General features: G+C 39.3%; 22 protein-coding genes. All 22 read left to right on the top strand.

Features of this window, described 5'->3' with window-relative positions; all coding sequences use genetic code 11:
* The 22 genes from DL94_RS15270 (at position 1) to DL94_RS0107305 (ending at position 25,173) form a co-directional block, all read left to right on the top strand.
* A complete protein-coding gene (locus tag DL94_RS15270) occupies positions 1-5,001 on the top strand; it encodes an O-linked N-acetylglucosamine transferase, SPINDLY family protein (RefSeq protein WP_051586363.1) in 5,001 nt (1,666 codons plus the stop codon).
* A complete protein-coding gene (locus DL94_RS0107205) occupies positions 4,991-6,493 on the top strand; it encodes an O-linked N-acetylglucosamine transferase, SPINDLY family protein (protein WP_051586364.1) in 1,503 nt (500 codons plus the stop codon). The genes DL94_RS15270 and DL94_RS0107205 overlap by 11 nt, the downstream gene beginning before the upstream one ends.
* A gap of 97 nt (positions 6,494-6,590) precedes the next feature.
* Entirely contained in the window at positions 6,591-7,340 is a 750-nt protein-coding gene (locus DL94_RS0107210) for a tetratricopeptide repeat protein (RefSeq protein ID WP_197020724.1), read from the top strand.
* Positions 7,341-7,345: 5 nt separating this feature from the next.
* Positions 7,346-8,197 carry a hypothetical protein gene (locus tag DL94_RS0107215; protein WP_028129585.1) on the top strand — a complete coding sequence of 284 codons (852 nt, stop codon included), beginning with the start codon at positions 7,346-7,348 and terminating at the stop codon, positions 8,195-8,197.
* The gene (locus DL94_RS14465) at positions 8,190-8,852 is read left to right on the top strand and encodes a glycosyltransferase family protein (protein WP_037371515.1); all 663 of its coding nucleotides are present in this window, start codon (positions 8,190-8,192) and stop codon (positions 8,850-8,852) included. Before DL94_RS0107215 ends, DL94_RS14465 begins: the two co-directional genes overlap by 8 nt.
* A 27-nt stretch (positions 8,853-8,879) precedes the next feature.
* Positions 8,880-11,321 (top strand): glycosyltransferase, encoded by a 2,442-nt coding sequence (locus tag DL94_RS15275; RefSeq protein ID WP_051586365.1) that lies wholly within the window; start codon positions 8,880-8,882, stop codon positions 11,319-11,321.
* 68 nt (positions 11,322-11,389) lie between these two features.
* On the top strand, positions 11,390-12,313 hold the full coding sequence (locus DL94_RS0107230; RefSeq protein WP_051586366.1) for a CatB-related O-acetyltransferase: 924 nt from the start codon (positions 11,390-11,392) through the stop codon (positions 12,311-12,313).
* A 305-nt stretch (positions 12,314-12,618) separates the two neighbouring features.
* Positions 12,619-14,217, top strand: a complete 1,599-nt coding sequence (locus DL94_RS0107235; RefSeq protein ID WP_028129587.1) for a glycosyltransferase — start codon at positions 12,619-12,621, stop codon at positions 14,215-14,217.
* 74 nt (positions 14,218-14,291) lie between these two features.
* Positions 14,292-14,807, top strand: a complete 516-nt coding sequence (locus DL94_RS0107240) for a GNAT family N-acetyltransferase (protein WP_028129588.1) — start codon at positions 14,292-14,294, stop codon at positions 14,805-14,807.
* Between the two features lie 96 nt (positions 14,808-14,903).
* A complete protein-coding gene (locus DL94_RS0107245) occupies positions 14,904-16,073 on the top strand; it encodes a DegT/DnrJ/EryC1/StrS family aminotransferase (protein WP_028129589.1) in 1,170 nt (389 codons plus the stop codon).
* 28 nt (positions 16,074-16,101) lie between these two features.
* Positions 16,102-16,683: a GNAT family N-acetyltransferase gene (locus DL94_RS0107250; RefSeq protein ID WP_028129590.1), complete on the top strand. Its 582-nt coding sequence runs from the start codon at positions 16,102-16,104 to the stop codon at positions 16,681-16,683.
* 58 nt (positions 16,684-16,741) lie between these two features.
* On the top strand, positions 16,742-16,960 hold the full coding sequence (locus tag DL94_RS0107255) for a phosphopantetheine-binding protein (protein ID WP_028129591.1): 219 nt from the start codon (positions 16,742-16,744) through the stop codon (positions 16,958-16,960).
* A gap of 6 nt (positions 16,961-16,966) precedes the next feature.
* Positions 16,967-17,701, top strand: a complete 735-nt coding sequence (locus DL94_RS0107260; protein WP_037371518.1) for an SDR family NAD(P)-dependent oxidoreductase — start codon at positions 16,967-16,969, stop codon at positions 17,699-17,701.
* A gap of 558 nt (positions 17,702-18,259) precedes the next feature.
* Positions 18,260-18,823 (top strand): FkbM family methyltransferase, encoded by a 564-nt coding sequence (locus DL94_RS15625; RefSeq protein ID WP_072023105.1) that lies wholly within the window; start codon positions 18,260-18,262, stop codon positions 18,821-18,823.
* 16 nt (positions 18,824-18,839) lie between these two features.
* On the top strand, positions 18,840-19,694 hold the full coding sequence (locus tag DL94_RS15280; RefSeq protein ID WP_051586367.1) for an AAC(3) family N-acetyltransferase: 855 nt from the start codon (positions 18,840-18,842) through the stop codon (positions 19,692-19,694).
* Positions 19,688-20,110, top strand: a complete 423-nt coding sequence (locus DL94_RS16530; RefSeq protein WP_197020725.1) for an AMP-binding protein — start codon at positions 19,688-19,690, stop codon at positions 20,108-20,110. The genes DL94_RS15280 and DL94_RS16530 overlap by 7 nt, the downstream gene beginning before the upstream one ends.
* 46 nt (positions 20,111-20,156) lie before the next feature.
* On the top strand, positions 20,157-21,227 hold the full coding sequence (locus DL94_RS14480) for an amino acid adenylation domain-containing protein (protein ID WP_197020726.1): 1,071 nt from the start codon (positions 20,157-20,159) through the stop codon (positions 21,225-21,227).
* A gap of 13 nt (positions 21,228-21,240) precedes the next feature.
* On the top strand, positions 21,241-22,767 hold the full coding sequence (locus tag DL94_RS0107285; RefSeq protein ID WP_028129595.1) for an amino acid adenylation domain-containing protein: 1,527 nt from the start codon (positions 21,241-21,243) through the stop codon (positions 22,765-22,767).
* Positions 22,764-23,627 carry a formyltransferase family protein gene (locus tag DL94_RS15285; protein WP_051586368.1) on the top strand — a complete coding sequence of 288 codons (864 nt, stop codon included), beginning with the start codon at positions 22,764-22,766 and terminating at the stop codon, positions 23,625-23,627. The genes DL94_RS0107285 and DL94_RS15285 overlap by 4 nt, the downstream gene beginning before the upstream one ends.
* A complete protein-coding gene (locus DL94_RS16045) occupies positions 23,620-23,757 on the top strand; it encodes a hypothetical protein (RefSeq protein WP_156031726.1) in 138 nt (45 codons plus the stop codon). Before DL94_RS15285 ends, DL94_RS16045 begins: the two co-directional genes overlap by 8 nt.
* A 125-nt stretch (positions 23,758-23,882) precedes the next feature.
* Complete coding sequence (locus DL94_RS0107300; RefSeq protein WP_028129597.1) at positions 23,883-24,119, top strand: acyl carrier protein; 237 nt, start codon at positions 23,883-23,885, stop codon at positions 24,117-24,119.
* Positions 24,109-25,173, top strand: a complete 1,065-nt coding sequence (locus DL94_RS0107305; RefSeq protein ID WP_028129598.1) for a 3-oxoacyl-ACP synthase III family protein — start codon at positions 24,109-24,111, stop codon at positions 25,171-25,173. Before DL94_RS0107300 ends, DL94_RS0107305 begins: the two co-directional genes overlap by 11 nt.
* Positions 25,174-25,340: the final 167 nt, after the last annotated feature.

Raw genomic sequence — 25,340 nt, forward strand, 5'->3', positions numbered from 1 at the left:
ATGCGAAGCAGCGAAGTGTATTTTCAAGATAAGATTATAGCTGCCTTGGAGGCACATGATTATTCATTGGCGAATTCAGTCATAAATGAGTTAAAAAAAATAAATCGCTTACAAGGTCAAATGTGGGAAATATCGCTGTATTTAGAGCAAGAGCAAGTGACGAAAGCCAGAGAGTGTTGGAGCCAAGTTAATAGGATAGCTCCGCAGGATGCACAGGTTCGTTTTTTATCCGTATATATTGCATATAATGAAGGACAAAGGGTAAATCTTATTGGTGATATCACTTCCTTGATAGCGGACGATTTAATGTCGGATTATAAGGGAAAATTGTATAATTTACTCGGACAATGCTGGCGTCAGCTTGGTGAGCCAGAAAAATGTATAGAGGCCTATAAAAAAGCTGGTGCTTATGAAAATGATTTACATGAAAAACGTATGAATTATAGTAATTATTTATTTAATAGTCATTATGTGAATATGCCACCTGCAAACCAATATAAAGAAATGTTGGCAGGATATGCATCGTTGTACAAAAAACAGGAATTTATGCATCGTCTGCCATGTTATGCTAGTAATGAAAGAAAAATAAGAATTGGTTTTTTGTCTGCTGATTTGCATCGTCACGTGGTTTTGTGTTTTGCTTATAGCCTGATTGCAAATTATGATAAGAATAAGTTTGTTGTATATGTATATTCTGTTGGTCAAGATGATGATTACAGTGATAAATTGGCAAAATGTGTTGATAAATGGCAAAATATAGCAAAAGTTTCAAATGTGGAAAAAGCAAAAATTATTTACAATGACAAGATTGATATCCTGATGGATTTAGGCGGACATACCAAGAATAATTGCCTCGAAGTAATGGCGCTAAAACCGGCACCTGTTGAAGTGTCAGGAATTGGATATTGGGCCTCTACGGGAGTGCCGCAAATAGATTACTTCATGGGCGATGTTTATTTAGATAAAATTGAGGAACAGGATTTTTTCACCGAAAATATTCTGCGGTTGCCGCAAACGCACTTTTGCTACATGCCGCTTACCTATTATGAACTTCCTAAGTTATCGGCGTTTAAGCGAAATGGATATATAACATTTGGTTCTTTTAATAATTTTACCAAAGTAAATGGAAATGTCTTATCGGTGTGGCGGGAAATATTGATGCAATGTGCAGAGGCGCATCTTCTGTTGAAAGCAGATATTTTTAACAGGGAAGAAACCGCGGAATATGCAATGAAGAAGATGGAACAAGCTGGGCTGCCCATGGATCGTATCGAGATTCGGGGCATAACAAAAGAGTACTTGCCGGAGTATGGGGACATTGACATTGTATTAGATACGTTTCCATATCCTGGAGGTGGAACTACGTGCGATGCATTGTATATGGGCAGACCGGTAATAACTCTTTGCGGTGAGCACCATGGCAGCCGGTTTGGTTATAGCATAATGTGTAATCTGGGAATGAAAGAGCTGGTGGCGGATAGTGAATCGGATTATATTCGCCTGGCGGTATCGTTAGCAGAGGATAAAGAGCTTTTGGCCGTATTGCATCGGGATTTGCGTCATATATTGGCAAAGTCACCGCTTATGGATAGAACAGCTTATCAGCAACAAATAGAGGAGGTATGGGAAAAGATTTGGAAGAAATATCGAAGCAATGAAAATTTATCATTTACGAGTGATAGAGATACATATCGGTATATGCTAAGTGATCTTTTGGCTGCTGGGGAGTACCGGCAGGCTATGGCGGCAGCGGACAGAATTTTATGTACGGAACAGACAGACACAGCATTGCTGGAGCAAGCAATGGTGGCTTATTTGGATGGCAATGATATGTACATGGCGCATAAGACTTTGGAACGAATACAAAGGAATGGCAGCCTTAGTCCGTGGGGGCATTATTTGGCTGCATATGCAGCCATTAACGATGGCAAGGGCGATGAGGCCTTATCATTGGCAAATATTGCCCTAAAGAGTGGCAAACTTACCAGAATGCAAAAAGGGGCTGTCCATCATTTGCTGGCAGAAGTTTACAAAGAAGCTGGAAATTTGTCTCGGGCTGCACAGGAATACTTTTACTCCAGCCAATGTAAAGAAACAGCAATGGAAAAGTGGCTGGAATATAGCAACTATTTATTACATAGCCACTTTTATTCTGTGGCAGATATACAGCGATTTGCCGCTGCCAGTCATTATCAGCAGCTGATGCCTGGGGGGCGCTTTCATCACGATGTCAACATTCATAGAAAGCACAAAAAAATTCGTGTAGGATATATATCGCCTGATTTTAATAGACATGTTGTTGCATCTTTTGCCGATGTTTTGTTAGCAAATTATGATGAAAGAGTTTTCTCTGTATATGTATATACGAATTGTATGGAGGATGATGTTAGCAAATGGTTAAAAAGAAAAGTAGTTAAATGGTGCAATTTTAGAGGTTGGACAGTTGAGCAGATAGCAGAACAAATTTACCAGGATGAAATTGACATTTTGATGGATTTGGCAGGACATACAGCAAATAATTCCTTGCCTGTATTAGCGTTGAAACCGGCACCAATTCAAATTTCTGGCATAGGATATTTCGCAACAACCGGACTAAAAGCTATAGATTATTTTCTGACAGATAAATATAGTACAGACGAAACTCAAATAAATTTTTTTACAGAAAAATTATTAGTTTTATCTCATTCGCATTTGTGTTATACGCCTTTACCTATGTATGAACGTATTCATGGTAATGTGGCTCCGTTTACTTATAATGGCTATATAACCTTTGGCAGTTTTAATAATTTCGCTAAAGTTACAGACGAAGTTATGGCTTTATGGGGGGAGATCTTACATCGTGTTCAAGGTGCAAAATTATTATTGAAAGCGCAGATATTTTCACGGCCATATGGAAAGCGTAGTGCATTGATGAGGCTGCAGCAAGCGGGAATTCCTAGGGAACGATTAATTATAGCTGGCTATAGTGAAAATTATATAGATGCATATGCTGATGTTGACATTGCCTTGGATACCTTTCCATATCCTGGCGGGGGAACAACCTGTGATGCGCTTTATATGGGAGTACCAGTAATAGCATTGGCCGGTAGAACCCATCATGAACGTTTCGGGTACAGTTTGTTGGCCAATGTGTCATTGTCGGAGTTGTGCGCTCATACCAAGGAGGAGTACCTGAATATAGCAGTAAAACTAGCCGAAGACAAAGAACGTTTGCGTGAATATCATCAGATACTCCCTCGACGAATGCGTAAATCTGCTTTGATGAATCGCGCATTGTATATAGAAGATTTAGAAAAAAAATATGGTGAGATTTGGACAGCATATGCAGGATTAGATAATCCAGATATTGCTTTACTGAAGAAAAAAATACAAACTGAAGAATGGGAAGAAATAATCTGGCAGGGACGGTTGCGTGTATGGCATAATACTGCTGGTTTTAATAGCTGGGAAAGTCTGGCTATAGCTTATTTCCGTCAAAAAGATTATTGTCGAGCCGCATACTGCGCTGAACAAGCTCTGAAGATTGATGAAAGTACTAATGTAAGATTGTATTACGTATTGGGAAAAAGTCTGCATTTTATAAGCCGTACCATAGAGGCAATGGGCGTAGTAAAAAAGGCTTTGGAAAATACGGCTGTAGAGATGGATCAGGAGTTAAAAACCGTATTGTTAAACTTTTTTGCACAGCTGTTAGAGAAGTGTGGTTATCATAGGGAAGCTGCGATATATTATACAAAAACGATGGGTGAGTATAAAGCAGATTTATACATGAAGGCAATGTTGTATGGTTCGGTTTTACTTACATATAATGCGTGTAATATGAAATCGGATGAACTTTTGGTACAGCACAAGAGGTATAACAATTTTTTTGTCGATATCCCACGATATCAGCATGATAAACACCGGCATGCACATAAAAAAATACGTGTTGGATATGTTTCACCGGATTTTCGTAACCATGTCATGTTCCGCTTTTACATGTCATTCCTTACATGTTATGATAATGAGAAATATGATGTTTATTGTTATAGTCTTAACAGGGAAGATGATGATTACACAGCGATGCTTAAAAGTTTGGCTGTATGCTGGCGTGATATAAGAAAGTTACCAATAAATGATGCTGCAGACATAATCTATCAGGATGAAATAGATATTTTGGTAGACTTGGCTGGTCATACCGCTGATAATGGATTGCCCATTTTTGCATATAAGCCGGCTCCTGTACAGGTTTCTGGTATTGGATATATGGCAACAACGGGGTTAAAGGAGATGGATTATTTTCTTACGGATAGAAATGTAGGTGAGAATGCTGCTAAGTATTTTACGGAAAGACTTCTTTTTTTGCATAGTCAGTTTTGTTATCATCCACAATCTGGTTTACCTGTATCAGCAGGAGCGCCATCAATACAACGGGGCTGGGTGTTATTCGGTGTATTCAATCGTTACAGTAAGATAACGGATGAAATGCTGCTGGTCTGGAAAAAAATTCTTGAAGCTGTGCCCCATTCCCGCATTTTGTTAAAGAACCAGATGTTTATCGACTTGTCTATAGCGGACAAAGCCTATGAACGCTTGCGGTCACTGGGTTTTGATATGGACAGGGTGCTGTTGGAACATGGCACGACAAATTACATGGAACGCTATCTGGATGTGGATATTGCGTTAGATACGTTTCCCTATCCAGGTGGTGGGACAACTTGTGACGCCCTTTATATGGGGGTTCCTGTGGTTACTATGTACTCAGGCAGGTATAGCACGAGGTTCAGTTATGGTATTTTAAAGACCATAGGTATGGAGTCATTGGCAGCTGCCGATACGGAACAATATGTCAGTCTGGCAATTAGTTTGGCAAGGGACAAGGAATTGCTGGATGTATTGCATAAGCAACTGAGAAGAATGATGCAAAAATCGTATTTGATGGATGAAACCGCCTATATGGCAGATGTTGAAGAACAATATCTGCAAGCATGGCAGGAGTGGAGGGAGAAAATTGCTGACTGAAGCTGGCTTTGTCAGATTAGTGAAACAGATAGCAAAAGCAGATGAAGGAGGAAAGCCGGAGACGATAAAAAAACTGCTCATGGATACGGGACGCAAAAATTTCCCAGAGTCAAAAAAATGGTTTTATGATGATGTTCTGGCTAATATTTATGCACAATTGGGGGAGATGAGCCGCAGTGTGCAGCACTATAAGCAAGAAATGGAACATGCTGAACTGATTCCTCACGATGTCCGGTTGATGTCGTATAGCAATTTACTGATGTATCTTCATTATCTGGAACTTGGCAATGAAGAAATGAATTATTGGCATAAAGGCTATAATTCGCTGTTTGCTGATATACAGCCCTATCATAGCTATGTATTAACACAACCTGCTGTGGAATCAGCAAAAGTAAAAATAAAGCTAGGTTATCTATCGACTGATTTCTTTGGGCATATTGTTACCAATTTTATCCTGCAGCTTTTCCTCCACCATAATCGTCAGAGGTTTGAGATATTTGTATATCAGGCAGCTGGAGAAAAAGATGAGGTTACTAACTGGCTGAAAAACATGGTAGATGTGTGGTGTGATCTATCAGCGTGCAGTGCACAGGAAGCTGCTGCCCGTATACATGCTGATTCCATTGACATTTTGGTGGATTTATCAGGGCATACAAGAGGAGGCCGCACCTTGCAGATAGCGGCATATCACCCGGCACCTATACAGATATGTGGTATTGGCTGGTTTGATACAACGGGCCTTGCGGCTATGGATTATTTTTTGACGGATAAGTATTGTCATACGCAGGAGAATGCGGCTGATTTCACGGAAAAGATGCTTTGCCTGCCAGAGTCACATTTTTGTTACACGCCGGGGGAAGCCGTGTTGTCCTGTGACAATATTCGTCAGGAACATGACAGCCTTGTCTTTGGATGCTTCAATAACTTTGCCAAAATAACAGACAGTATGCTGCTTAGTTGGCGGGAAATCTTGGAAAAGGTGTCTGAGGCAAAGTTGTATTTGAAAAATGTCAGCAGAGATAAGTTTCATGTTGACAAAATGTATCAGCGTTTGCAGATGCTTGATTTTCCACTGGCGCGGTGCATTATAGAAGCTGGTGAGGAGAACTATTTGGAAAAGTATCTGGAAGTGGATATTGCGTTGGACACATATCCTTATCCCGGCGGGGGGACTACCTGCGAAGCCATTTTTATGGGATGCCCAGTTATAACACAATATGGAAGGCGGCATGGCAGCCGTTTTGGCTTAAGCATCCTCAGCAATATCGGATTAGGAGAACTGGCAGCAGAAACCCGCCAAGGCTATGTGGAAAGAGCAGTTTCCTTGGCAAATGACAGAGAATTGCTGAAATTATTACACAATAACCTGCGAATCATGATGCAGAAGTCGCCGCTGATGGATGGAAAAGGTTACACAAAAGCAATAGAAGCTAAATATAGGCAAATCTGGCAGGATTTTTCTGATAAATGTCGTAATACTAAACACATATAGTAAGTGGTGAGGAGGGAATGTCATGGGGAAAAGGAGCAAGTCGATAAAGAAAACACAGAAAGTTCGTCAGGTCAGTGAATTGAGGAAGCAGCAGGAAATGATTCAGGAAGATATTCAAAAATTTTTGCATGAGGAAGAATATAGCGAAGTAATCAATAAGTTGGCCGAGCTGATTCAGCAGAAGTGTTATCATGAGGAATCTATGTATGCCGGTGCTTACAGTTATTACAAGCTTGGGGATTACAAGCGAGCAACTGATTGGGTGAATAATACATTGGCATATGCTCCTCAGCATTTGGCAGTACGTATACTTTTGGTACGGCTTTGCTTGCAGGACAATAGGATTGACGAGGCTTTGCAGGTTGCTGAATATGTTTTGGAACATGGCAAAGGTTTTCTTAAAGATAACCATCTGTCAGAATTGCGTGAAATTTTGACACCTTATGCAGAGATGGGAGCAATAACAGAAACTTCGGATTATCCTGCTGTGAGAAGACTTTTGCATCTGGAGGCAGGTGATGCGGCAGTAACTCAGGCTGCTGATTCGGATGTGGGAATGTCAAACGCGAAGGACAGTTGCGGGCAGGTACTGGCTAGTGCGAAGCCCTTACTGGAAAAGATGAGGATGTTAAACACGTTTGCAGCAGGCTACTATGTGTCTGACAATAAAGAAGCGGCGGAATATCTTTTGGCAGAAGCATTAAAGCTTGATTGCGGACATCAGGGGACCTTGCGTAACATGGTAATGTTACAAATAGCCAAGGGGGATAAAGACAGGGCGCAGGAATTTATGTCTATGATGGACATGCCTGACTTTGTTTTACTTGACTGCCTGCAAAGGAGTTAGAAAATATGGAGGCCCTCTTAGAAGAGAAAGCATTTTCTGAATGCATGAAACAGTACATAGATAGTCTGTCATTGTCAAGGAAGATGCTGATTTGTGAAAATAAGGATATTGTCGCCAGGACGATTCACGCAATTAACCCTTGCATAGAATTAGAGATTTGGAGTACAACCGAAAAAGAAGCCTTCCTAAAGGACAGATATGAGACAAAGAATGAATCTTACGATTACATATATGCAGGCAGACTGTTGGAAAGCGCAGCGGATGCTGAATTAGTGGCCGTAAAGTTACGAAGAATGCTTAAGAATGAGGGGCATGTTTTGTTTTTGCTTGGCAACATCCATCATGGAGAAATTATCAGCCAGCTGGGAACAAATCATTGGCCGGGACAGTCTGAAGTGGTACGAGCGGTATTTACACCGAATATTAACCGATTTTTTACCCCACAAGATGCAGTAGAATTGTTGGTTGCTAGTGGCTATGAGAATATTATTGTAGATTTGGTAGCTAGAAATGTTTCTCCTTCCTTGAGAAAGATGTTTCAAGAAGTGTTCGAAGATTTAACGGATGAAGATTTCAATGCGGTGTATTGGTTGATAGATGCCACTCGGTATGATGAGGATGGTGTGTGTTTACGCCAACATTATACGGAGTCTGTCCGTTTAGAATTGGTGAAAATCTTGCGCCGGATTGAAAATGATATTGATATCAGGGAAAATACAAACAAATTACTGGCATTATGTGCAAATGAACGTATTTCCTTTGAATACATACAGGCATTCATGCAGCATGCACTGTTAAGACCGGCAAAGACAATGAAAACAGTAGCTCGTATATTACAGGAGTCTAATAATGGATGAGCAAAAAGTAGCTTTCATTACCTGTGCAAATAATGAAGCAATGTATGCAGAAATGGAATTGTATTTAGAAAATTTGTGGCTGCCTGAAGACATTAAGATGGAAATTATCCCTGTTTGGGGAGCTGAATCCATGTGTGCGGGTTATGAGAAAGGAAGATGTAGCACAAATGCCAAGTATAAAGTTTATCTTCATCAGGATGTGTTACTGATTCGTAAAGATTTCATTCAGCAAATATTATGGCGTTTCCGAGAGAATAATGAGGTAGGTATGATTGGCTTGGCAGGCTGTAAGAAGCTGCCAACCAGCTGTAAATGGTGGGAAGCCGAAGAAAAATATGGTAAGATTGCGCATGCTTTACGGGCTGAACATATAGAAGTGCCGCCGGCTTCGGTTCCGGAATGTGAAGTTGAGGCGATAGATGGTGTATTGATTGCGACACAGTATGACATACCATGGCGGGCAGATTTGCTAAAAGGCTGGCACTTTTATGATATATCTATCAGCTTGGAATATCGGCGTCATGGGTATAAGATTATTATTCCCAAACAGGAGGAACCATGGGTAATACATTGCACAAGTTTTAAACATTTAGGCGAAGATTATCATGCAGAGATGGATGCTTTTAAACGGGAATATATAGAGCTTGTCAGATAGTGTGTATGAGAGTAAAGGGGATAAAAAATGCTTGATTTAATTGTATTGGCAACAGAGACGGATAATAGAAAATTGCAAGAAAAAATCAAGTATTTAAAAAATATTTTTAAGGAAGAACGACGGATAATTATTTCATCTGTTGCAATTAATGATAAAGCGTGGAACTGTATTGTATCAGAATCTGATGAGACACGCTTGTCGATGTGGCTTAAAGGGATGGAATTTGCTAAAAACGAGTATGTATGCCTGTTACATGATGATGTGGAATTATCAAGGCAGTCTCTAAAGCAAATGTGTTCCATAATGGAATTGGACGACATGGTCGGAGCTGTAAATCCAAAAACCAATAATAATACGTTTCATTCCAATGCCATTAGTTATGATATTAAATCTGAAGTTAAAAATATCTCCTTAAAGAAAAATGATATTCCCAATACGACAATGCAACTCCATGATTTTTGCATATTGGCGAGACGTGATGTTTTGCTGCAAGCTTTGAAAAAACTGGAGCAAAGAAAATATAATTCTTCGCTTTTTGTCAGTATTTTGTTGTCATGGGAAATAATGAAGCAAGGCTATTTGCTGGCGATTGCTGATACAATTGTTGAACACGCATCATCGGGCAAGGAAGACATGATGTATATGGCTTCGAGGGATAAAGCGAATTTTCAGAAAGAATATGATATATCTATAGCATATTCCAGTCTGATAAGAACCGATATATTAAAAATGGTGGCCGTTGACAACCCTAAAGCGATTATTCTCGATGTAGGCTGCTCATGCGGTGGAAATTTGATGCTGTTGCGTACATTTCTGCGACAGACAGAACTTTATGGGATAGAGATAAATCCTGTTGCAGCAGATGTAGCAAATTCGTTTGGTAATGTACTATGTGAGGATGTAGAGAAACTAGACAGAAAAGATTGGCAGAATAAATTTGATATTATTCTGATTGGTGACTGCTTAGAACACTTGCATGATCCATGGAATGTGCTTGGTAAAATAGTAAAGTATTTGAAACCAACAGGAGAAATAATAATCAGTCTGCCCAATATCAATCATATATCCATACTAAAGTATATGATTGATGGTCGTTTCCCATATGAAGATGCAGGTATTTTAGACAGAACACATTTGCGTTTCTTTACCAGAGAAGGCGTTGAAATGATGCTAGGTAATGCGGGATTAGAAATAACAAACTTGCGACAGAATGTAATACCGTTAGATGAACGTGAAGTTTTTTTGCGTGATACCCTGACGCAACTATCAGCCCATCCTCAAATCCAAAAAGAATTTGAGAGTTTTCAGTATATTGCAAAAGCACAACGCATACAGCATTTCACCAGTATTGTAATAATTAATCATAATCTATATGAATACACCAAAAATTTAATAAACAGTATTCGCCAATTTACTCCTGCGTATACTTATGAAATAATAGTAGTGGATAATGGTTCAACGGATGCATCACTACCATATTTGATGCAACAAAATGATGTAAAAGTAATTGTCAATGAAGAAAACAAAGGTTTTCCTATGGGGTGCAATCAAGGAATGAAGGCTGCTCGTGGAAATGAAATACTTCTGTTGAATAATGACACTTTGGTCACTCCTAACTGGTTAAGTAACTTACGAAATGCGTTGTATTCAGATAGCCATATCGGTGCAGTGGGCCCTATGACTAATTATTGTAGCAATTGCCAGCAAATAGAGGTGCCATATGATAATAAATTAGATGTGCAATCTATGAAAGAAATGGAGGAATTTGCAGGCAGATATAATGTAAGTGATTCTTCAAAATGGCACAAGTGGATGAAATTGGTGGGCTATTGTATGCTTATGCGCCGTGAGGTATACGATAAAATTGGCGATATGGATGAAATATTTTCTCCTGGCAATTATGAAGATGATGACTATTCAATGAGAATACGCCAAGCCGGTTACGAATTGTTACTGTGTAAGGACACATTTATTCATCACTTTGGCAGCATATCATTTGGTGTAATGTCAGCAAAGAAGAGAGATGAATATATGAAGTTACAATATGTAAATCGTCAAAAATTTTTATTAAAGTACAATTTAGATGAGTCGTATGGAAATTATCATAGCTTTATTGCTGATATGAAACTGGAAGGCATGAATGGTGCTGTTCTTATGTATAATAGTGGCAGTTCTGTGGATTTATATAATCTGGCCTCGAACAATTCTGGGATGCAGATATATGGGACAACAAAAAATAAGTATGATTTACAGATAGGCTCGTCGTTCCCTTTATTATACGTTGCAGATATAAATGATTTTTTATCTGTATTAAAAGGAAAGTATGTATGTATAATTATAGCCGATGATTGGACTAAGATCGCAGATAAAAATAAGTTTATAGAAGATATTGAGGATTTTCTTTTACCGAATGGTTGGCTGGTGTATATGAATGAAAATGAAGAAGTGACATATATGCAAAAGGAGTAAAAAATGCCGAGCCATAACATAGAATTTGCTGATTTTACCATTGCAGAACGAAAATTGAAGGTCATACCTTGATAACTTTAGGGCCTGGTTCTTATATAGTACAAGGCGTTTTAGACGTTGGCAGCAGCAATGATCATTTATTGATAGGTAAGTATTTGTCTCTGGCACATAACATAAATTTTATTATCGGTTTAAATCATCCTTATCATGTGGTCAGTACTTATCCATTTGCTGCTACAGGAATATGGGGGGATACGGCAAATGTTATTGCTGAGAAAGCAAGTCAGTGTAATCGTCACCAGATAATAATTGGCCACGATGTATGGATAGGTGAAAATGTGACAATTATGGGCGGTGTACGTATCGGCAATGGTGCTGTAATCGGTGCTAATGCAGTAGTAGCAAAGGATATACCTCCTTATGCAATTGCGGTAGGTAATCCAGCAAAAATCATAAAATATAGATTTGATTCAGATACTATTTCCCAATTGCAGGTGATTAAATGGTGGGATTGGTCGGAAGAAAAAATTAAAGAGGCCTTACCTTTTATGGTTAATATGGAAAAATTCCTTCGGATGTATTATTGCCCCCCCTCAGTAGACAACGTTGGCGGAGAATTACAGAAACAACTTGCGGAATTACATAATAAATATAAAATATACCATCTGCGTCCTGATTGGCATAGCGGAGAAGCGTTGTGGCGCATATTCCTAGAGAAATTTGTAAAGGAAAATAGTTTTGAAGCGAACAGAATATTATTAGTGTGGTTGAAAGATACAACAGAGGCAAAGATGTGTATGAAGGAAATAAGTGAATTGCTGGTAAAGGTAGGGCAAAATGCACCTAAAATTATGAGCTACAATGGTGATGATAATGTGATGCATTCGATAATTAATTATGCGGAAGTCATAGTTACAACAAAGGAAATGGTAAGTTTAGACATAATTGAGTCTAAAAATAGTGAAGTGGATTGGATATTTGCAGACGATTGATATATTTTAGGCTGAGAGGTTGGATCTAATTTTATTTGTTCATCGTTTCCGTTGTCATATGTTGCTAGTTGAGATGAATTTTTATCATCCCTAAAAGGAAGGTATACATGTATAGTTGTTCCTAAAGATTGGCATACTATCACGGACAAAGAATTGTTAATGGAAAATTGTTAAAGCGCTTATAAAGCGTTGGCCTGTGTATGTGAATGGATATGATGAAGTCGTTTATATGCAAAAAATGTAAAAGTTGGATTAGTGTCGGTGAACGGATACATTTTTTTATAGTAAAAAAAGGATAGTGGAATATGGATAGTAAAAAGATTTGTGTGATATTATTAAAAGATTATTTTGCTTACTATAAGGAACAAATTAGGTACTTAAAAGAACTAGCTGTTCCAACGGGATATATTGTTGACATAATGGTTGTTGATGCTGGAAAAAATATTTTTTCGGCATACCAGCATGCAATGATAAAAAGCAATGCAAAGTATAAAATATACCTAAAAAAAAGAGCAGTTATTGTGAATAAATATTTTTTGTACGACGTTTTAGGTGTTTTTAAAAAAAACATAGATATTGGATTGTTAGGGGTTAGAGGTACTACACAGTTATCTACAGATGCAATTATTGAAAATTCAACAAATTTATTTGGCAGGTTACTGTATAGTGATGGAGAAAAAGAAGAAGGAGATTTTCCGGAAAATGTAAAAGATGTGATGTTGGTGACTGATGATGTTATCGTAACGCAATATGATCTTTCTTGGAGGGAAGATATTTTTGAAGGCGAAGATTTTATCGGAGCATCACAAAGTTTGGAATTTAAAAAAAATAATTATAGGTGCGTAGTTCCAAAACAGAATGATTTTTGGGTGGTTACTAATAAATGTAATGAAATTGATGATAAGGAAAAAGAAACATTTTTGAATGAATATTCGGAGTTAATATATCCTTTAGTAACAATTTTGATTCCTACATTTCAACGCCCTAAATTATTTGAAATAGCTCTAGAAAGTGTTTTGGCACAAGATTACAAGAATTTGGATATATTTATCACGGATAATAGTAAAGATAATAGAACTGAGAAGGTGATGCAAAAATATTTGCGTGATAGTAGAATAAAATATGTTCATAATCCAAACCTGGATGAATTTGGTAATTGGGAGATGGCGATTAATTATAATAATCCCAAAGCTGAATATGTAAATTGGCTGATGGATGATGATAAATTTTTACCCAATAAAATATCAACTATGATAGATTATTTCTTAGCAAATGATGATGTATCTTTAGTTACATCATATCGTAAATTGATTGATATTAACGGAAATGAGTTACCGGATGCAGATTTTTCTGAGCCTATAGCGGAATCAACAACTAAATTTTTAGGCGAAACAATAGGGAAAAATATTTTGTTAAAACAAAAAAATTTTATTGGTGAGCTTACAACAGCACTTATAAAAAAGGAGTTTTTAAATAATAATAAATTAGGTTGGACAGGACGTGAGGGACGTTATTTTATAGCTGATTTTTCCACGTGGCTAAAAATGATGACAGGAGGAAATTTAATATATATAAGAGAACCTTTGAGTTGCTTTAGAATACATAATAATCAAAGTCAATATTCACTTCATGTCAATTTAGTTGGGAGTATTTGTTGGGCGCTTGAAATACAAGAAGCAGCCAACAATAGGATCTTCCTAACCAATGATGAAGAATGTAGAAAAGCGATATTATTGTGGATGCAAAAAACTAGCGGACTTTTGCACTATATGAGTCCGGAATTCATACAGGATGAAAAAAAAGATTATGAAAATCTGATAAAAATATATATACAAATGTCTAAATCGTTAAATAATAACTATTGCATAAAATTTGACTTGATAGATGGATTGATTGAGTGCTAAAATTATGATAAAAATACTGCATGGTATCTTAATGATAGCTTCTAGATGCAGTTGATGTGAATGGAGGAGAGGTTATGAAGATATATTTACGACCAATAAAGATAGAGGATGGTCCACTTATAGTTAGATGGAGAAATACACCATCTGTTGCGGCGCATTGCTTAAATAAAAATAGAATAACTTTACAATCTAATGAGGAGTTTTTTCATGCTAATGTCGAGACAGGATATTATAAGCAATACATTGTTGAACGAATAGAAGAAGAATTTGGTGTTTGCACATATCCGATAGCAACGGTTTATTTGAAGGATATTGATTATAATAACAAAAGATGTGAATTGTGTATTTTTACCAGTGATGATCAAGAATGGAATACAGAAAGTCAGACTATCGCTATAAAAATGCTTTTAGAAAAAGCATTTAGTAAACTTGGTATGCATAAAATATATACTTATGTTATATATGAGTTTATTGATGAAGCAGCATTGTTAAAAAATGTTGGATTTAAAGCTGAAGCAATATTAAAAGATGAAATTTGTGATTTATGTGGGAAATACCAAGATATAATAAGATTTGCTATATTTAAGTAATTAAAATTGATTTATGTTATTATAAATTAATGGCGGTTTTAGCATTGATGAAATACAGTATCTTAAAATGTTATATCTAAACAAGGGGGGGGCATTGTGGGAATACAACTATTTAAAGCAAACTTTGCAGTGGAGGCGTGTTTGAAACAAGTAAGAGAATGCCTTGAAAAAGGTTGGACAGGAATGGGGTTTAAGACTGTTGAATTAGAAGAGGCATGGAAAGAGTATACTGGGCATAAATATGCATATTATTTAAATTCAAATACAGCAGGACTTTATATGGCAGTTGACACGCTTAAAGAGGTATGCGGCTGGGATAATGGGGATGAAATAATTTCCACACCACTTACATTTATTTCAACCAATCATGCAATTGCGAAAAATAATATGAATGCTGTTTTTGCAGATGTGGATGATACTTTGTGTTTGGATCCACAGTCAGTAGAAGAACATATAACCGATAAAACACGAGCAGTTATTTTTGTGGGGTTGGGGGGGAATACAGGCAGATTAGGCGAAGTGAAAAAAATTTGTAAAAATTATGGACTAAAATTGATTATAGATGCAGCACATATGGCCGGTACAAGATATAGGGATGGAAGTATTCCTGGTGCAAATGGAGAAGCTGATATTACTGTATATTCATTTCAAGCTGTAAAAAACTTACCTACTGGTGATAGCGGAATGATTTGCACTGATGATGCCGAACTTGATGAAATATTCCGCAAAAAAGCGTGGCTGGGAATCAATAAGGATACCTATACCCGTGCGATGAATAAAGAAGGTACATATAAATGGAAGTATAATGTTGAGTATGTGGGTGATAAATATAATGGTAATTCAATAATGGCGGGAATAGCATTGGCACAGTTACCATTTCTTGATCGTGATAATGCCTATCGTAGAACATTAGCTCAGTGGTATACGGATGAATTCGCTCAATATCCAAATCAAATAGGATTAGTAACAGTACTTGACGATTGTATATCATCCCGTCATTTGTATCAGATTTTTGTGAACGATAGAGACGGACTTATGATGTATTTGAATGCTAATGATGTTTATCCAGGAGTACATTATATGTCTAATACTGAATATAGTATGTATTCCTATGCAAAAGGGTCTTGCGTAAATGCTGATTTTGCAAGTAATCATATTATTTCTTTACCCATGCATATGGAAATATCACATAAGGATGTGAAATACATTGCAAAACTGGTTGTGAAGTATTTAATGGATATTAGAGGTGGTGAAAGATTGAAGTGAATATTTATGAAAGAGGAGAAAATATTAAATGATAATTGATGGGAAAATTAAGGGGAAATATGTATATTTAAGATCAGTTATGACTGATGATGCAATGTTTACATTATCCTTGCGTCAAGACCATAAATTGACTAAGTATTTACCTAAATTAAATATATCCTTGGAGCAACAAAAACTATGGATTGTATCACAACAAGAAAAAAGTGATGATTACTTTTTTTTGGTAAATACTATTGACAATAAGCCGATAGGAACTGTGAGTATATATAATATCAGTGGAGATACATCAGAGGCGGGACGGTTGGTTTTACTAGGAGATCCTTTTCAGAATACAGAAGCAGTATTGCTACTGTTTATATTTGCTTTTGATGTTCTTGGCTTGAAAATGATAACAGGTTATACAAATGATGAGAATAAAAGAGCTGAAAGATTCAATAGTCAGTTTGGATTTGTAGCAAGTAAGATGAAAAATGCGGACAACGAAGAATTGAAGAAATGGGTATTACTTACACAAGAATCTTTTCATAAAGCTAGTATACGTTTGCAAAAATTGCTTTATGGTAATATTGTTACTATACATAAAGATGGTGCTGATGTAAAAGTAATATGAATATTAATGCACTAAAAAATATTTTGGATATTAAAAACGATAGGTAGGAGGTATAGTTATGACAAAAGTAGAAAGGTTAAATATTCTAGCTGAGGCAATGGATGTTGGGATAGATGTTTTGCTAGATGATACAGTTTTATCATCTTTAGATGAGTGGGATTCTTTAGCTGCACTATCATTAATGGCTGTACTAAATGGCAAGATGAATAAGAAAATTACTCCCCTGGAGATAAAGGAGCTTAATACTGTTGCAGATGCACTGAAACTTATGGAGTAAATTGAAATGGTTGATCTTCAAAGAAAAAAAATTTTAGTGACTGGAGCGTCATCGGGAATTGGTCGTGCTGTAGCACTACAGATATCTAAAATGGGGGCATCTGTAGTAGCTTGTGGGAGAGATTATGATAGATTGATGGAAACAAACAGAGCAATGGCTGGAACAGCACACAAAATTATTTCATTTGATGTTAAAGATTTTTCCAAGTACGATTTAGTATTTAATGATGCCGTTGCGGATGGGAGGAAACTTGATGGATTAGTTCATTGCGCGGGGGTGGCTATCCCTACTCCGTTACGTATTATGAGTGAAGATGTTGTACATAATATATTGGATGTCAATTATGTTTCTTTTATGATGCTTGTTCAACGGTATATAAAAAGAAAGTATAGTAACGGTGGGAGTATTGTAGCAATTTCTTCTATCAATTCTCATTATCCGCAGAAATGTATGAGTGTGTATGCGGCTTCTAAGTTTGCTATTGAAGCATCTGTTAAAACAATGTCTTTAGAAATGGCTGAAAAGGGGATTCGCATAAATTGTGTTGTACCAGGAGCTGTTAATACTCCTATGACACAATGCTGTTTTGAAAAAACACAGCAATATCTTGAAAAAAAATCTTTGTTGGGCATGAGTGAACCTGAGGATGTGGCAAATATGATAGTTTTTCTTTTGAGTACTGCTTCAAGAAAAATAACGGGACGTGCCATGTTTATAGATAGTGGTTGGTTGGGGCAGTAGGTGATGATTATGTCAGAAATAAGCATTTGGGATAAAGGAATTTATGGTATGATTTTCGATGGAAATGAGGTGGACTTGCAGGCACCAGTCAGCCCATGTTCCCCTAATACTAAATTCGTAATATTCAGAGTTCCGGGGGGGAGAAATTTCGGAACAAATGCTCTTATCTAATGGATTAACTCGTTTGGAAGTATGTATTGTAGATGACAGTAGTGAGTCAGTAGATGTCAATGCTGCGAGATATGAGGGAGCGGAAAATACAGTTCTTGTTATTGAACGTGCCAAATTTTGGCGAAAATATAAAGACATTTTCAGGAAATATAATCTTAGATGTCAAATCACTTCTATAATGCGTTCGTTTTTTGATGTTATGAAACTAGGTCTTTGGGAAACACATGAAATTCTGGAGGATGACGGTTCAAGGGAGATTTTTACCGAGTCATTAAATGTCAGATATAAGATAAAACTCGCTGAAGTATTGTATGATTTCTTTGATTCGAACCAGTATTTTGCTATACCGGAAATGAATATAATAGATCTTGATGGAGTATTTATAGATTGCGGTGCTTTTGTGGGAGATACAGTAGAACTTTTTATTCAGCGGGGTCAAGGTGTCTTAAAAAAATATACGCATTCGAGCCACTACCCAGACAGTTTTACTCGTTGCGAAGACGAAAGAGACGGTTGGTGGATGAATGGGCTCTGGATGAGAATCAGATCATTTGCTACCGTTCGGGCGTTGGGAGTCATACAATGAAGGCTGTGGCTAAGTTCGGTGAGTTGAACCAGCATATAATAAGCACAAGATTGGTGGAAGCGAATGAAACTTCTGTTGAGAATGGTGAAGAAGTAATAGATATATATGCTTTGGATGAAGTTTGTAAAGGCGAGAATATCCGGTTTATAAAGGCAGATGTGGAAGGCTATGAAATGGACATGTTAAGAGGGGCAGAAAGAATAATCAAGGAGTACAAGCCCTGCTTGGCAATATCTCTTTATCATAAATTGACCGGTTACTATGAGATTCCACTATACATAAAAAGCTTGGTGCCTGAGTATAAAATGAAAGTTCGCCATCATTCTACGGACTTTACAGAGACTGTACTTTATTGCTATTGTTGATGGAGTTGTATTAATTATGGATGTTTTGTTTTGGGATGATAAAGAAAATGCATACACGGAGGACAGCGTTTATCAAGCTTTGATAGATGTGGGAGCAGGGGATTGTGAAATTTTGTTCCTGCATTCTGATATAATGCTTGGGCGGGTATCTGAGCAGTTTAGGAGGAAAGAGTATTTAGCGGCTTTGTCTCGTGCTATACAACGTTTAAGTGTGCATTATCTGATTGTCCCTACTTTTACTTATAGCTTTTGTAATAACGAAGAATATGATGTGCAGAAAAGTAGGACATCTATGGGAGCCTTGAATGAATTTCTGCGCAAGGAAGAAGGACGCTATCGCACAGAAGACCCGCTGCTTTCTTTGTCTGTACCTGATGATATAAAAACAAAGTTTTTCAATCCAAGTGAGCATTCACTAGGTATTGGCAGTAGCCTGGATGCCTTGCATCACATGAAGGAGGTAAAGTTCCTCTTCCTGGGGGCAAGACTTCATGACTGCTTCACTTATCTGCATTATGTGGAGAAGATATTGGATGTTCCTTACCGTTATGACCAGCCCTTTACGGGGACGGTCATAGATGAAAATGGCAATACTACTGAGCGGACTCAGTATATCCACACCGCCTGCAAAGGTGTGAAGCTTAGGGAAGATACACGATTCGAGGACTACCTGACAGAACATGGTTTTTTGAAAAAAGTGCCTTTGGGCAATTCCTTTGTCAGTTGCATAAGTGAAGAGGATGCCTATCGAGAAATAGTCAGGGCTATAGAAAATGACCCAACGTATTTCCTTGCGGAGCCTTATCGCAAGGAAGATTTGAAGCATGAATATACCTATGATGCATCCGCGGGGAGGATTACGCATTGCTAGAAGGAGAGGTGAAGCTGATGCCCAGGATTATTACAGACTATCTTGACACAACCGCAGAAAGATTCCCTGACAAAACTGCCATAGTTGACGGGGAGAAAATGCTCACCTTTGTCCAGCTGCGTGATAGTGTTCGTCGGGTAGCTTCAGAACTTGCTGGCTTGGGAATCTTCCATCAGCCTGTGGCTGTGTATCTGGAGCAAAGTGCTGAGTCAGTTGTTTCCTTTTTGGGAGCTGCTTATTCCGGGAATTTTTACACAGTGCTGGACAGCAAAATGCCGACCGAGAGATTGCGAAAGATTGTTGAGGTGCTGGAGCCGGCAGTTATTTTGACTGATGAGAAGCACTTTGCTGATGCACAAATATTCGCGGGGGGGGGGACGAGAAATACTCCTCCTCTCAAACCTTTTGCAAGCTGATGCCAATGAGGGCAAGTTAGCGGAAGTAGCTGGCAGAATCAGTGCGATGGATGTGCTGTATGTGCTCTTTACCTCCGGCTCTACGGGTATTCCCAAGGGAGTCACCATTGGACAACGGTCAGTCATGGATTATACGGAGTGGGTGACTGAGACTTTTCGAGTAGATGAGCATGATGTCATAGGGAATCAGGCTCCCTTTTACTTCGATAATTCCGTGTTGGACATCTATCAGATGGTGTGCACAGGTGCGACATTGCACATCATTCCTCGGAAGTTGTTTGCTTTTCCTTTGCGATTGCTTGAATATGTGCGGGATCATGGCATCAACATGGTATTTTGGGTGCCTTCGGTACTTTGCACCATTGCTAATTTTGAGGTGCTGGAGGCCTGCGATGTTTCCTGTCTGAGGAAGGTGCTATTTGCCGGTGAAGTCATGCAAAATAAACAGCTGAATGTTTGGCGCAAGGCTTTGCCGGAGGCACTTTTTGCCAATCTCTATGGTCCTACGGAGATTACCGTGGATTGCACCTACTATATGGTGGATAGGGAGTTTGCAGATTCTGAGCCGTTGCCCATCGGCGTTTCTTGTCGGAATTCTACGGTGCTGGTGCTGGATGAAAATGACAGACTGGTGACGGGACAGGAGCAGGGGGAGCTTTGCGTCAGGGGTACATCCCTTGCGTATGGCTATTACAACAACCCAGGGAAGACAGCCGAGGCCTTTGTGCAAAATCCCTTAAATCCTGATTATCCTGAAATCATCTACCGCACAGGCGACCTGGTTCACTACAATGAGTGGGGAGAGCTCATGTATGACGGCAGGAAGGATTTCCAGGTGAAGCATATGGGCCACCGCATTGAGCTGGGGGAGATTGAGACGGCAGCCTCGTCCCTTGATGGGATTGATAGTTGCTGTTGTCTCTTTGATGGCACAAAGGACAGGTTGATTCTTTGCTATACGGGAGATTTTGAGGAAAAGGAACTGAGGAAAAGCCTCCTTGACCTCCTGCCTGATTATATGGCGCCAAGGCTCTGCCATCAGCTGGGCAGCATGCCGCTGAATCAAAATGGAAAAATTGACCGGGTGAAGCTGAAAGCGATGTTTTGCCCGGCTTAACGGGGGCGTTGCTATGCAGATAAATGTGGTGGAATACTGGCTAAATTATGTTTCGGATGAAGCCATACGTAATAAGATTGCGGTGGTTGAGGAAGAAAAGGAAACTTCCTTTGGTGAGATTTTCGACAGAGCCGGAGTGCTAGGAGAGCATCTGATAAAGAACTTTTCGGACACCGGCCGTCCCATGGCGATATTCCTGCCGAAATGCGCGGATCAGATGGCTGCGGATATGGCTGTTCTCTATAGTGGCAATGCCTATAGCAATCTGGACATCCGCCAGCCGGAAGAGCGCACCAAGCGGATTATCGAGCAGTTGCAGCCCTTATGTATTCTGACAACCAGGAACTTTACTGCCAAACTGGAGCAGGCCGGGGGCGTGCCGGTCATCTGCCTTGAGAATATTCAAGGTGAGGCCTATGACCTTGAGGTTATCAAGGAGAGACTGGCAGGTATCGTGGACACTGACCCACTCTGCATCATCAACACTTCCGGTTCCACAGGCACCCCAAAAGGGGTAGTCATGAACCACAGGAGCATCATTGATTTCCTCGATCAGGGATGCAGGGTGCTGGATATCGGCCATGGGGAGCGCATTGGCAGTCTTTCACCGGTTTACTTCGATATCTTCACCTTGGAGTTTTACCTGACCCTTTGGAAACAGGCTGTGTTTGTCTGCATTCCCGAGAATCTCGCCATCTTCCCGGAGAGACTGGCGGAGTTTTTGGAGGAAAAGCAGATAGACTTTATCTTTTGGGTACCAACGGTGATGGTGAATATGGCCAATTTGGATATTTTGTCTGGTCATCCTCTGAAGGATATGAAAAAGGTGCTTTTTGCTGGGGAGGTTTTTCCTATCAAGCATCTGGCCTACTGGATGGAGCACTTACCACAAGCGGAGTTCATCAATATGTATGGCCCTATCGAGATCACCGTGGATTGCCTCTATCACAAGGTGACTAAGGAAGATATCGAGAAGGGCGAGCTACCCATTGGCGAAGTATTCCCCAATACCGAGGTCTATATTCTGGATGAGGATGACAAAGAATGCCAGATAGGAGAAACCGGCGAGCTTTGCGTTAGCGGCACATCCCTAGCCATGGGCTACTATCGTGACAAGGAAAAGACTGAACGGGCTTTCGTGCAGAATCCCTTGAATAAAGCCTACATAGAGATTATCTACCGCACTGGCGACATGGTACGCCGCAGGGATGATGGAGAAATTATCTTCCTAGGTCGAAGAGATTTTCAGGTGAAGCATCTGGGCTATCGTATCGAGCTGGGAGAAATCGAAGCCGTGGCGGTGAGCATGACGGAGATAGACAATGCCTGCGTGCTTTATGACCATGGGGAGAAGAAAATAGTCCTCATCTATGAGGGCAGGGAGGAAATCTCCTTCAGGGATATCCGTGAAGGCATCGGTAAAGTGCTACCCAAGTATATGCTGCCTAATATCTGTCATAAGGTAGAGAAAATGCCCAGAAATCCTAATGGGAAGATAGACAGGAAAAGGCTGCAGGATGAGTATGTGAGGAAATCATGAAACCAAAGCAGATTTTTTTTATGGGAACAGGCACGGTGGGCAGAGAGTGCTTGAAAATCCTAAAAAATGCCACGGATGTTCCAATCGAGTACTTGACTGTGGAAAGCGAGCCTATTCCCACCATGGAGCCGCTTTGCAGGAAACTTGGGATACTATGCAGAAACTTGTCGTCTATAGAAGTGAAAAATTTGCTTATGCAGCAGGAATTGGAAACACTTATCATCAGCGCACATAACGAGTACATTTTCCCAAAAGAAGTTGTGAAGCAGCATAATGTAAGACTCATCAACTTTCACAATGCCTATCTGCCTAATTATAGAGGGCGTAATGCCCCTACTTGGGAGATTTATGAGGGAGCTGCTTATGGTGGTGCTACCTGGCATGAAGTGGAAGCATCCATTGACACTGGTGGCATCATTGTGCAGGAAAGGGTGCCTATTGAGAATGTTGAAACGGCGCTGTCTCTTTTGATGAAATGTGCCAAAGCTGGAATAAAGCTTATGCGAGAGAACGTTGGTGAGTTCCTTGGGGGGGATTATCTGGCACGGTCGGCAGAGAAAAAAGGCAGGCTATACTTGGCAAAGGAACTGCCAAATGGTGGCTACCTTGATACAACATGGGACATGGAACAGGCATATCGCTTCTTAAGGTCTATGGATTACAGTCCTATGAATATATTGCCTTTACCTAGGGTGAGGTTAGGAGATAAGGTTTATGGAATTGAAGGATATAATTTACAAAAAAGGCAAATGTTTCGGAAGGGGGAACGGGACTCTCTCAAAATACAAGCATGGGACGGTAGTCTGGAACTTGTGTGCAACCTGAGGGAGATAAAAGAAATTCCATTGACAGATGAGTAGTGAATATACAGGAAATCAAGGAATCTATCACTCAGGTGAAGGAACGGGGGATGAATGGTATACGAACTATTATATCGCCGATGAAATTGCAGCAAGCTGGATTAAAAAAGAGACAATTGAAGATTTATGAGAACAATCAGATAGTTTTCATGATTCGACAGAGAGGAAACTTCTATTTGTTTCATTATTTCCGTTCGTCTGATATTTGGCGAGCGGTTCAAAAAATGAGAAGAAAATCGTAAAGCGGAGGGGAATATGAAGAAGATTAGTGATATTTTGTCAGAGATACGCCCAGAGTATGACTTTGCAGGCAGTAGTGATTTTTTTGAGGATGGTTATCTTGATTCCTTTGATCTAATAACTTTGGTAGCAGCCTTGGACAAGGAGTACCACATGAAAATCAAGGGCACGGATATAGTACCGGAGCATTTTTGTAATCTGGAGGAAATCCGCAAGCTGATGAAGGGGTATGGGGTAGAGAATGATATTTGAATACCGCAACAAGAAAATCACGGGACTTTTGACCATCGTCCCCAAGAATATCCGCACCTTTGATGAGGAAATGGAGAAATTCAAGGCAGATAAAGCTCGCAACAAGCGTTTGAAAATGGTCATGGGATATGAGCAACATCGTATGTTTGATGATGTTGTTTGTGTTTCGGATTTGGCAGTAACTGGCATGGAATATCTTTTTAAAGAAGGTCTTTTGAAAAAAGATGAGATTGATGCCTTGGTGCTGGTCACCCAGTCACCGGACTACTTTATGCCAGCCACCAGCAATATCATACATGGTAGATTGGGGCTTGCCGAGGATGTTTTCTGCGTTGATATCAACCAAGGTTGCGCAGGTTTCTTGGTGGGGTTGATGCAGGCCTTTTCGCTTCTTGAGCAGACAACTGTGAACAAGGTGGTGCTGATAAATGCTGATGTTCTTAGCCGTAAAGTTTCCAAGGCAGACAGGAATAGTTATCCCTTGGTGGGAGATGCAGCTTCCATTACTATTGTGGAAGGCTGTGAGGAGGAAAATCTGGTGCAGGGAGAAATCCGCATGGACGGGAGTCGTTCGGATATGCTGATTATCCCCGCAGGAGGCTTTCGCAGGCCATCGTCCCCAGAGACTGCCATCATGCACGAGGATGAGGAAGGCAACAGTCGTAGTCTGGATAACCTTGTCATGGGAGGTCGGGAAGTATTCTACTTCGTCCAAACTGAGGTGCCGAAGCTTATTGAAGGAATGCTGGAACGTATCAAGATTTCAAAGGAAGAAATCGACTGGTGGATGTTCCATCAGCCTAATAAGTTCATGGTTGATAAGTTAGCAGAGGCACTTGATGTGCCTTATGAGAAAATGCCTAGTAATATTGTTACTTATTTTGGTAACGCTAGTGGTGTAACAATTCCTACCAATATGGCGTACAATTTAGGGGATATGTTGGAAAAAAATAATTATAATATTTGTTTTGCTGGATTTGGTGTGGGGCTGACATGGGGAGCGATAGTTATGGAGGTCGGAGAAATGAAATTTTGCAAAATAATAGAATTATAATATTTTTTATAGGAATATTGCTTGTTGTGATGGTTTTTAGATTGTATATTGTACTTTAATAAAACTAATAATTGTAATATGGTTACATGTATAACTTTGCCGGGATTTGAATTAACTGTGAGAAAAAATGTATTCGAACAATAATAAATATACACTGGTTTGTTGAT

The organism is Selenomonas sp. AE3005, from assembly GCF_000686945.1.
Taxonomy (GTDB): domain Bacteria; phylum Bacillota; class Negativicutes; order Selenomonadales; family Selenomonadaceae; genus Selenomonas_A.